Source organism: Plantibacter sp. MDV22-iso1 (assembly GCF_058408345.1).
Window position 1 is genome coordinate 189,918 of sequence record NZ_JBZVDY010000003.1, and the last position, 9,595, is coordinate 199,512.

Consider the following 9,595-nt stretch of genomic DNA (forward strand, 5'->3'; position numbering starts at 1 on the left):
ATCATAGCCTCGGGCGTCTTCCGAGCAGTCTGGGCAGGCACAGGTAGACGGCGAGGACGAGCAGGATGCCGAGGACGGCGAGGACCTGGAGGGGCCACGCGCCCGTCGCGACGACCACCCCGAGGAGCCCGGTGGCGAGTGTCGCGACGCTGACGACGGCGGTGGACCCGAGGTGGCCGAGTCCGCCGGCGGCGAGACGCTGGTACGCGTGGCTGCGATGCGCCTCGTGCAGCGGCTCCCCCCGCCTCCAGCGCGCGATGATCGTCGTGCCGGTGTCGGCGACGTACACGAGGACCGGGGCGATCAGCGCGACGAAGGAGATGCCGCTGAAGGCCGCGTAGATGGCGACCGCGACGAGGGAGCCGCCGAGGAGGTAGCTGCCGACGTCGCCCAGGAACATCCGGCGCCGAGCGAGGTTCCACGGCAGGAACCCGAGGAACGCGGCCGCGACGACGAGGCCGGCTGCCGTGACACCCGGGAGACCGGCCACGGTGCCGAGACCGGCGTAGAACCCGCCGACGACCGTGCCGTGCATCGAGGAGATGCCGTTGACGCCGTCCATGAAGTTCGCGATGTTCGTGTAGGCGACGAGCGCCACGATCCCGAGCGGGATCCACCAGAAACTCGCGGCCATCGAGACGACGAGCACCCAGGTCGCCACGAGTCCGAGCACGACCTGCAAGCCGAAGCGCACCCGGACGGGGAGTCCGCGGACGTCCTCCACGGCTCCGATGGCCGCGTTCACGATCGACACGGCGGCGACGATCCAGAGCGGCAGGCTGTGGAGCAGGACCGCGGCCGTACCGAGACCGACGGCGACCGCGAGCGCGACGCCGATCCCTCCCCCGCGGATCGTCGGGGTGACGTGCATGGATCGGTGGTTCGGGGTGTCGACGACCGCCCGACGGATGAGGATCGGGCGGATGGCGAGCTGGGACAGCAGGCTCACGACGAGCGCGAGCACCCCCGCCAGGATGGCAACCGTCATTGCACCAGGTGGCGGGTTCCGGCGCCCTCGTCGGCGATGGTCTCCCGCCAGACGGCGATGTCGAGGAGTGCCGGGTCGAGCGGCTGGATCCGCGTGTGCGAGACCTTCGGGTGCTTCGAGCGGTCGGCGATCTCGTCGGTGTCGATGAGGACCTCGTGCAGCTTCTCGCCGTGCCGCAGACCGGTGTACACGATCTCGACGTCCTTGCCGGACGCGGCGATCATGCGCTTGGCGACGTCGAGGATCCGGACCGGACGGCCCATGTCGAGGATGAGGACCTCGCCCGGGTCGCCGATCGCGCCGGCCTGGATGACGAGCTTCGACGCCTCGGGGATCGTCATGAAGAAGCGGGTGACGTCGGGGTGCGTGACCGTGACCGGGCCACCGGCCTCGATCTGGGCGGTGAACGCCGGGATGGCGGAGCCACGGCTGCCGATGACGTTGCCGAACCGGACCGAGAGGTACCGTGCGTCGGTCTCCTGGGCGCTCATCCAGGCGGTGAGCTTCTCGGCGATGCGTTTGCTGTAGCCGAGGACGGTCGTCGGGTTCGCGGCCTTGTCGGTCGAGATGTTGACGAAGGTGCCGACGCCCACGGCTCGTGCCGCGTTCAGCACGTTCAGGGTGCCGAGGACGTTGTTCTTCCAAGCCTCGTCGGGGTACTGCTCGAGCATCGGAGCGTGCTTCAGCGCTGCCGCGTGGAACACGACGTCGGGACGGCGGTCCTCGAAGATCTCCATGAGCGAGGGGAGGTCGCGGATGTCGGCGAGCACGACCTCCTTGGTGTCGAGCAGACCGTGTCCGGAGATCGAGAGCTGCGTGGTGTGGAGCCCCGTCTCGTCGCGGTCGAGCAGGACGAGCTCCGCCGGACCGAACTGGTTGACCTGCCGGGCGATCTCGGAGCCGATGGATCCGCCGGCACCGGTGACGAGCACGCGCTTGCCGGTCAGGTACCCCGCGATGCTCTCGACCTGCAGGTCGACGGTGTTGCGGCCGATGAAGTCCTCGACGTTGAGGTCGCGCAGGCTCGGCGCGCTCTCGCCCGTCCCGGGAGCCAGCATCGTGTCGATGGGAGGGACGACGAGCACTCGGAGCTTCGCCTCGTCGGCGCGCTCACTGACCTGGCGGATGAAGTCGTTGTCGACGTCCGCGATGCTGATGATGAGCGCCTGCGCCCCGGTGCGCTTGACGGCCGCCACCAGGTCGGCTCCTGTGCCGACCACGGCGACGGAGGCGATGCGGAAGTTGCGCTTCGAGGGGTCGTCGTCGATGACACCCACCGGGAGGTAGGGCGACTGCGGGTCGCGCATGAGCCGAGGGATGATCGACATCCCGAGCGCACCGGCTCCGTAGACGAGGACGCGCTGCGCCTCGATCGGCCGGCTGCGGCTGTCGACGAAGAGTCGCTTGACGTAGCGCGTGATGCCCATGAAGACGATCGCGAACGGGAACGCGATCACCGTGGTGGACCGTGGAACCCCCCACGCGACGCCGAACACCGCGTTGACCGCGATGAGGATCGCCGTGACGATCAGCGCGACGACGATGAGCTGTTTCGCCTCATAGAAGCTGCCGAAGCTGTGCAGGCCGTGGTAGTAGCTCCACAGGTAGGCCACGACGAGCTGGGCGACCACGGCGATGACGCACAGGAGGACCGTCCCCACGAGGGCCACGCGCTCGTACTCGAGCTCGAACCGGACGAGCTGGGCGACCACGATGGCGAGCACCCAGCACAGTGCGTCGAGGGCGGTCTTCGCGGCGAAACGAGGACCGGGCGCCTGCGTCCATCTACGGGGGGCGTCGGGGAGCGTGGAGGTCATAACGTGTCGATCCTACCGATCGCCGGCTCCGCGTTGGCTGCGCACGGACTGCGCGTCGGGGCCGGGCGCACCGCGCTCCGCGGCGAGGGCTGCGATCGAGGACCGGAGACCGTCGTCCGTCGCCGTCGGCATACGCTCGTGCCCGAGTGCACCGAGCAGTCGGGCACCGGAGACGCGGTAGTCCTCGGTGAGCTTGGCGAGACGCCCGGAGTTGAGCGGCACGGCGGGGACGCGATCGCCGACGGCGGCCGCCAACCGCACGAGGGCCGGTGGGAGCGCCAGGCGACGGACCCGGCGACCGGTGACCTCGGCGATGAGGGTGACGAGGTGCCCCGTCGACACGGGCTCGTCGTCGGCGACGAGGTACACACCCGTCGTGACGGTGGGCGTGTCGATGATGCTCGTGATCGCCCACGTGAGGTTCTGGATCGACACGAAGCTGCGCTCGTTGCGGAAGGCGTCGAGCGGGTACGGGATGCCGCGGGAGAGCAGACCGAACAGGAGGCGCAGGTTGCCCTTGTCCCCCGGCCCGTGCACCATCGTCGGACGGAGGACGATCGTCCGGCGACCGGCGGGCGGCTCGACGGCGAGCAGGAGCCGCTCGGCTGCGAGCTTCGACTTCCCGTACGGGGTCACCGGGTGGGGCTCGGCGGACTCGTCGAGCACGCCGTCGACCGTCGCCTCGTTCACCGCGGCGACGCTGCTCAGCTGGATGAAGGTGGTGGCGTCCGACGCGAGGAAGGCGACGTACGCACGTTCGGCGAGGTCGGTGTTGATCCTGCGGTACACCTCGGGAGAGGCGGTGCCGTCGAGGTCGTGCGCCTTCCCGGCGAGGTTCACCACGACGTCGACGTCCGCGGGGAAGGGCTCCCCCGTCCACCCGCGTAACGAGAACGGCACGACCTCATGGCCGGCCGCCTCGAGGACGGGGACGAGGTTCGTCCCGATGAAGCCGGTCGCACCGGTCACGAGCACCCGGCTCATCGTCCGAACCATCCCCACGTGCGGAAGTACACGAAGGCCCCCTGGATCGAGTACCACATCAGCTTCCGGTTGTGATGCGAGCCCTTCGCGAAGTGGTGGTGGATCGTCGCTCCGGGGTAATACGCGGTCCGGGACACCTGGAGGAAGCGTCGGGTGAGGTCGGCGTCCTCGATGTACATGAAGATCCGCTCGTCGAAGAAGCCGACGCGGTGCAGGGTCGAGGTCCGGAGGAACATGAAGCACCCCGAGAGGTAGGGCACGTCGAACATCGTCTTGTTGTAGTCGTGCGCCGGGTTCTCGTCGATGTCGCGGTACTCGTAGCGGGCCATGCGCTTCGCGACGAGCGGCTTCAGCGGACCGGGCAGGAACCGGCGGGCGAAGAGGTCGAAGACGGAGGGGTTCCGCTTCACCAGGTACTGGAGGGAGCCGTCGGGGTACAGCACCTTCGGCATGACGTGCCCGACCTCGGGGTGCTCGAGCATGAACTCGTGGAGCTCCTCGATCGCCTCCGGCTCGAAGTACACGTCCGGGTTGACCACCATGTGGAACTTCGAGCGCCCGAGGACCTTCGCGATCGCGAGGTTGTGGGCTGCGCCGAAGCCGGGGTTCGAGGGGTTGTGCAGGTACTCGATCCGCGGGTCGTCCACGAGGTCGCGGAGCTCGTCCGTCGGCGAGTTGTCGACGAGGTAGAGCGTCTCGACGAGCGGGCTTCCGAGGGTCGAGTCGATGGCCGCACGCAGCTTGTCGCGATCGTTCCGGTACATGACGATGCAGGCGGTCACAGGACGGTCCACGGTTCACCCTCTCCGGCGGCGGGGACGGCACCGCCGAGGCACGACGGACGTGGGCCCGACGCGCCTGGTCAGTCTACGTGCTGCCCGCGTGCGGTCCCGGGAGCCCGGGGCCGCATACTGGAGTGGTGCCAGAGCGTGTGTTCTTCTTCGACTGCGACAAGACCCTGTACGACTACGACTTCCGGAAACGCCTTCCGGCGCTCTCGCGGTTGACTGGCGTGAGCCAGTACCGGCTCGCGAAGCAGTGGTGGGTCGGCGGGCACGAGGCCGCGGCCAACATCGGCGAGTACCCGACCAGTGACGACTACCTGGCGGTGTTCGCCGAGGTCACCGGATACCCGCTGACCCTCGCGGAGTGGCGCGAGGCCCGTGCGGCGGCGATGACACCGGTTCCCGGCGTCCTGGCCACCCTCGCCCGCGCCTCGACCCTCGGCACGGTCTCCCTGCTGTCGAACAATCCGATCCCGTTCCGGGACTCCTTCGCGCAGCTGGCTCCCGAAGCCGCAGCCCTCCTCGGCGAGAACGACCTCGTGTCCGCCGTCCTCGGAGCGGAGAAGCCGGAGCCCCGTGTCTACACCCGGGCGCTCAGCCGGTACGGCGTCGCGCCCGGTCGCACCATGCTCATCGACGACTCCGCGGCGAACTGCGCGGGTGCCGAGGCCGTGGGGATGCACGCCTTCCGATTGACGAAGGACGCCTCAGGTGCCTTCGACGTCGCGGGACTCGACGCCGCCGTCGACGCGTTCGTGGCTGCCACCCCCTGACCCGACCTCCGGCCGCGACGGGTCAGCGGATCGCGATGGTGGTGCGGTCGCGGGTGGTGAGGTCGCGGTGCGTCGCCGCAGCGTGCCAGCCGTCGGCCGTGAGCAGCTCGCGGATGGCCTGCCCCTGGAGTTCACCGTGCTCGATGATGAGCGTGCCGCCCCGGTGGAGCAGTCGCTGCGCGGTCGCGGACACCTGGCGCACCACGTCGAGACCGTCCGGTCCGCCGTACAGCGCGGCCGAGGGGTCGTGGAGACGCACTTCGGGATCGCGTGGGATCGCGTCGTCCGGGACGTACGGGGGGTTCGAGATCACGACGTCCACCGAGCCGTCGAGCTCGTGGAAGGCGTCGGCGAGGTGCTCGAAGACGACGGTGGCGTTGTCGGCACCGGACTCGGCGAAGTTCCGTCTCGCCCAGATGAACGCCTCGACCGAGTTCTCGGTCGCGTAGATCGCCGCGTTCGGGACTTCGGTCGCCATCGCCAGCGCGATCGCTCCACTGCCGGTGCCGAGGTCGACGCCGATGGGCCGAGGGATCGGCACCGCCCGGAGCGCGTCGATGGCGAACTGCACGACCGACTCGGTCTCGGGGCGCGGCACGAAGACGCCTGGTCCGACCGCGAGTTCCATCGAACGGAACGCGGCACGACCCGTGATGTGCTGCAGCGGTTCACGCGCGGCCCGACGTTCGACCAGCTCGGCGAACACGGTGCGCTCTTCGGCGTCGAGCACGCGACCGGTGATCGCCGCGGCCTGCACGGCACCGCGACCGAGGCCGAGCACGTGTCCGAGGAGGAGCTCCGCGTCGACGTCGGGTGACGGCACGGCCGCGCGGGTGAGGATCTCGACGGCGTGTTGGCGCGCGAGTTCGACGGTCGCAGGGTGGCCGGCTGACGGGGTGTCTGCGGCGGCGGCGGAAGGGGTGCTGGGCATGAGCGAGGTCATCATCTGGGGCGGCCTGGTCGGGTGGGCCGCACCGAGCCTACCCCACCGCCTCGATGCGGCCGCGGGCCGTCGACCCTCCTCGTCACACGGGAGACCGCTGATCGACCAGGTCGTAGGCTGAACCGAGCCCCGTTCGAGGAAGAGGAACACCGTGACCGGCACCGTCTACACCGACATCACCCAGGCCTACGGCCGCACCCCGCTCGTCCGCCTGAACCGCATCGCCGAGGGCGTCGGCGCGACCGTCCTGGCGAAGCTGGAGTTCTACAACCCCGGATCGAGTGTCAAGGACCGCCTGGGCATCGCGCTCGTCGATGCGGCGGAGGCCTCGGGCCAGCTGCAGCCCGGAGGGACCATCGTCGAGTCGACGAGCGGGAACACCGGTATCGCGCTCGCCCTCGTGGGAGCCGCGCGGGGCTACCGGGTCATCCTCACGATGCCCGCCTCGATGAGCAAGGAACGCCGGACCCTCCTCCGTGCCTACGGTGCCGAGCTCGTCCTCACCGATCCGACGAAGGGGATGGCGAACGCCGTGCAGGAGGCGCAGCGCATCGTCGCCGAGAACCCCGGCGCCGTCTGGGTCAGGCAGTTCGAGAACGAAGCGAACCCCGCCATCCACCGACGGACGACCGCGCCCGAGATCTGGGAGGACACCGCCGGCACGGTCGACGCGTTCGTCGCGGGCATCGGGACGGGCGGGACCATCACCGGCGTCGGCGGCTGGCTCCGTGAGCACAACCCCGACGTGCAGATCATCGCGGTCGAGCCCGCGGACTCCCCGCTGCTCAGCGAGGGTCGTGCCGGTGGACACAAGATCCAGGGCATCGGCCCGAACTTCGTGCCCGACATCCTCGACACCTCCTTGTTCAGCGAGATCATCCCGGTCGAGACCGACACGGCCTACGCGACCGCACGACGCCTCGCGACCGACGACGGCATCATCGGCGGCATGTCCTCCGGCGCCGCTGTCTGGGCCGCCCTCGAGGTCGGACGCCGTCCGGAGATGGCCGGCAAGACGATCGTCGTCATCATCCCCGACGCGGGCGAGCGCTACCTGTCGACGACGATGTACGACGACCTGCGCGACTAGGCTCGACGCATGGGAATGCTGTCGCGGGTCCGCGAGGACATCGGTGCCGCACGCGCACACGATCCGGCGGCCCGCGGCACCATCGAGATCGCGCTCAGCTACTCCGGCCTGCACGCCGTCTGGGCGTACCGGCTGCACCATCGCCTGTGGCGGCGCGGCTTCCGCACCTTCGCCCGGTTCGGCTCGCAGTTCACCCGGTTCCTCACCGGGATCGAGATCCACCCGGGCGCCCGGATCGGCAGGCGGTTCTTCATCGACCACGGTATGGGCGTCGTCATCGGTGAGACGGCCGAGGTGGGCGACGACGTCATGATCTTCCACGGCGTGACCCTCGGCGGGAAGAGCCGCGGGGTCGGCAAGCGCCACCCGACCATCGGTGACGGCGTCGCCGTCGGTGCCGGGGCGAAGATCCTCGGGCCCATCCGGATCGGTGCGGGCACCATCGTCGGCGCGAACGCCGTCGTCACCAAGGCCTGCCCACCCCGCAGTCTGCTGCTCGGCGTCCCCGCGGTCGAGCGCCCGCGCGGGAGCGGCGCCCACGGCCTCGCGTTGCTCGATCCCGAGTACCACATCTGATCCGCGAGCGGTGAGGCGATCCGTCGCCCGCGCCTCTCCCGGACGACGAACTCCCGCATCCCACCCGCATCCCGCTCCTCGAGAGGTCCCCATGAGTCTCATCCGCCTGCACGACGTCACCGTCCGGTTCGAGGAACGCCCGGTGCTCCGCGACGTCTTCTTCCGGCTCGAGCCAGGCGACCGGGTCGGGCTCATCGGGCGGAACGGTTCAGGCAAGTCCACCCTCCTGAAGCTCGCGCTCGACCAGCTCCAGCCGGACTCGGGCACGGTGACCATCGATGACGGGACGCGGATCGGGTACTTCTCGCAGTTCTCGGAGCTCGACGGCAGCGCCACCATCACCGAGGTCCTCGAAGGACTCTTCGGTCACGTCCACGCCATCGAGGCGGAACTCGCATCCATCGACGCCGCGATCGCCGCCGACCCGAACGACCTCGACGGGATGACGAAGCTCATCGAGCGGCAGGCCGAGCTCTTCGAGGAGATGGAGCGCCAGGACGGCTGGGACTACCAGCGCCACATCGACACCGCCCTCACCACGCTCGGCTTCGACGCCGCGCGCCGCGTGCTCCCCATCGACTCGCTCTCCGGGGGTTGGCGCAACCGCGCGGCGCTCGCGAAGATCCTCCTCGAGCGCCCGGACGTCCTGCTCCTCGACGAGCCGACGAACTTCCTCGACGTCGCGGGGGTCGAGTGGCTCGAATCCTGGTTCGGCTCGTTCCGCGGCGCGGCGATCGTCGTCTCGCACGACCGGACCTTCCTCGACGCCGTGGTCACCCGCATCGTCGAGGTCGAGAACTTCCACCTCCACGAGTACCCCGGCAGCTTCGACCAGTACGTCGTCCAGAAGCAGTTCCGGCTCAAGAGCCTCGAGGCGCAGTTCGTCCACGAGTCCGAACTGCTCGCCTTCGAGGCCGAGGGCATCTCGGACCGTCGCGAGGCGGCCAAGGCCGCCGGGAAGAAGGACCTCTCCTCGCAGCTGGCCAAGATCAAGAAGGCCAGGCCGCCGCGTCCGGTCGACGACATCATCACCGACATCTACGGCGGCCTGCACATCAAGGACACGCTCTGCCGGATCCAGGGGCTCACGAAGGCCTACGGCGACCACACGCTGTTCGACGGACTCGACCTCGAGATCGGCCGCCGCGAACGCATCGTCGTCCACGGACCGAACGGTGCGGGCAAGTCCACGTTCCTCCGGATCCTCGAGGGCGACGAACGCCCCGACGCCGGTCACGTCACGTGGACCGGCGGGGTCCGATACGCGTCCTACAACCAGATGGTCGACGAGCTGGACCTCACCGACACGGCGGCTCACGCCGTCGGCGCCATGCCCGACAGCCTCGCCTTCGCGGCGACGAAGAAGTCGGTGAACCGCTTCCTCGGTATGTTCCAGTTCTCGGACGCCGACCTCAAGCAGAAGATCGGCATGCTCTCGGGTGGGCAGCGCGCCCGCGTCGCCATGGCCCAGTGCCTGCTCTCCGGAGCTTCGGTGCTCCTCCTCGACGAGCCGACGAACCACCTGGACCTCGCGAGCACGCAGGTGATGGAGCGCGCACTCGTGCACTTCCCCGGGGCCATCGTCGTGGTCAGCCACGACCGGTTCTTCGCCGACAAGGTCGCGACGAAGCGACTGCGC

9 protein-coding genes are annotated in these 9,595 nt (G+C 69.5%); 4 read left to right on the top strand and 5 right to left on the bottom strand.

Annotated features, from left to right (window positions below):
- Position 1: 1 nt before the first annotated feature.
- The 4 genes from AC4PMY_RS15770 to AC4PMY_RS15785 are packed head-to-tail and all read right to left on the bottom strand — an operon-like array spanning position 2 to position 4,583.
- Positions 2-988 carry an MraY family glycosyltransferase gene (locus tag AC4PMY_RS15770; RefSeq protein ID WP_071262371.1) on the bottom strand — a complete coding sequence of 329 codons (987 nt, stop codon included), beginning with the start codon at positions 986-988 and terminating at the stop codon, positions 2-4.
- Positions 985-2,805 carry a polysaccharide biosynthesis protein gene (locus tag AC4PMY_RS15775; protein ID WP_064295305.1) on the bottom strand — a complete coding sequence of 607 codons (1,821 nt, stop codon included), beginning with the start codon at positions 2,803-2,805 and terminating at the stop codon, positions 985-987. Before AC4PMY_RS15775 ends, AC4PMY_RS15770 begins: the two co-directional genes overlap by 4 nt.
- A gap of 12 nt (positions 2,806-2,817) precedes the next feature.
- Positions 2,818-3,789 (bottom strand): NAD-dependent epimerase/dehydratase family protein, encoded by a 972-nt coding sequence (locus AC4PMY_RS15780; RefSeq protein WP_071262372.1) that lies wholly within the window; start codon positions 3,787-3,789, stop codon positions 2,818-2,820.
- A complete protein-coding gene (locus tag AC4PMY_RS15785; protein WP_139205496.1) occupies positions 3,786-4,583 on the bottom strand; it encodes a glycosyltransferase family 2 protein in 798 nt (265 codons plus the stop codon). Before AC4PMY_RS15785 ends, AC4PMY_RS15780 begins: the two co-directional genes overlap by 4 nt.
- A gap of 125 nt (positions 4,584-4,708) precedes the next feature.
- On the opposite strand from AC4PMY_RS15785, the gene AC4PMY_RS15790 reads away from it, so the two are divergent.
- Entirely contained in the window at positions 4,709-5,347 is a 639-nt protein-coding gene (locus AC4PMY_RS15790; protein WP_231884337.1) for an HAD-IA family hydrolase, read from the top strand.
- Positions 5,348-5,369: 22 nt separating this feature from the next.
- Here AC4PMY_RS15790 and prmC read toward each other — a convergent pair whose 3' ends face one another.
- Positions 5,370-6,278, bottom strand: coding sequence for a peptide chain release factor N(5)-glutamine methyltransferase (gene prmC, locus AC4PMY_RS15795; protein ID WP_228501986.1), 909 nt, complete (start codon positions 6,276-6,278; stop codon positions 5,370-5,372).
- 163 nt (positions 6,279-6,441) lie between these two features.
- Between prmC and cysK the strand changes: the two genes are divergently transcribed.
- The 3 genes from cysK to AC4PMY_RS15810 form a co-directional block, all read left to right on the top strand.
- The gene (gene cysK / locus AC4PMY_RS15800) at positions 6,442-7,380 is read left to right on the top strand and encodes a cysteine synthase A (protein WP_064295302.1); all 939 of its coding nucleotides are present in this window, start codon (positions 6,442-6,444) and stop codon (positions 7,378-7,380) included.
- 9 nt (positions 7,381-7,389) lie between these two features.
- Positions 7,390-7,956 carry a serine O-acetyltransferase EpsC gene (gene epsC, locus AC4PMY_RS15805; protein WP_064295301.1) on the top strand — a complete coding sequence of 189 codons (567 nt, stop codon included), beginning with the start codon at positions 7,390-7,392 and terminating at the stop codon, positions 7,954-7,956.
- A gap of 91 nt (positions 7,957-8,047) precedes the next feature.
- Positions 8,048-9,595: ABC-F family ATP-binding cassette domain-containing protein (locus tag AC4PMY_RS15810; protein WP_491623165.1), on the top strand; the 1,548-nt coding region annotated here is incomplete at its 3' end.

Excerpts from the sequence above, each read along its gene's own strand:
- AC4PMY_RS15780 (WP_071262372.1), bottom strand. The coding sequence starts at position 3,789 with ATGAGCCGGGTGCTCGTGACCGGTGCGACCGGCTTCATCGGGACGAAC.
- AC4PMY_RS15770 (WP_071262371.1), bottom strand. The coding sequence starts at position 988 with ATGACGGTTGCCATCCTGGCGGGGGTGCTCGCGCTCGTCGTGAGCCTG.
- AC4PMY_RS15775 (WP_064295305.1), bottom strand. The coding sequence starts at position 2,805 with ATGACCTCCACGCTCCCCGACGCCCCCCGTAGATGGACGCAGGCGCCC.
- epsC (WP_064295301.1), top strand. The coding sequence starts at position 7,390 with ATGGGAATGCTGTCGCGGGTCCGCGAGGACATCGGTGCCGCACGCGCA.
- prmC (WP_228501986.1), bottom strand. The coding sequence starts at position 6,278 with ATGCCCAGCACCCCTTCCGCCGCCGCCGCAGACACCCCGTCAGCCGGC.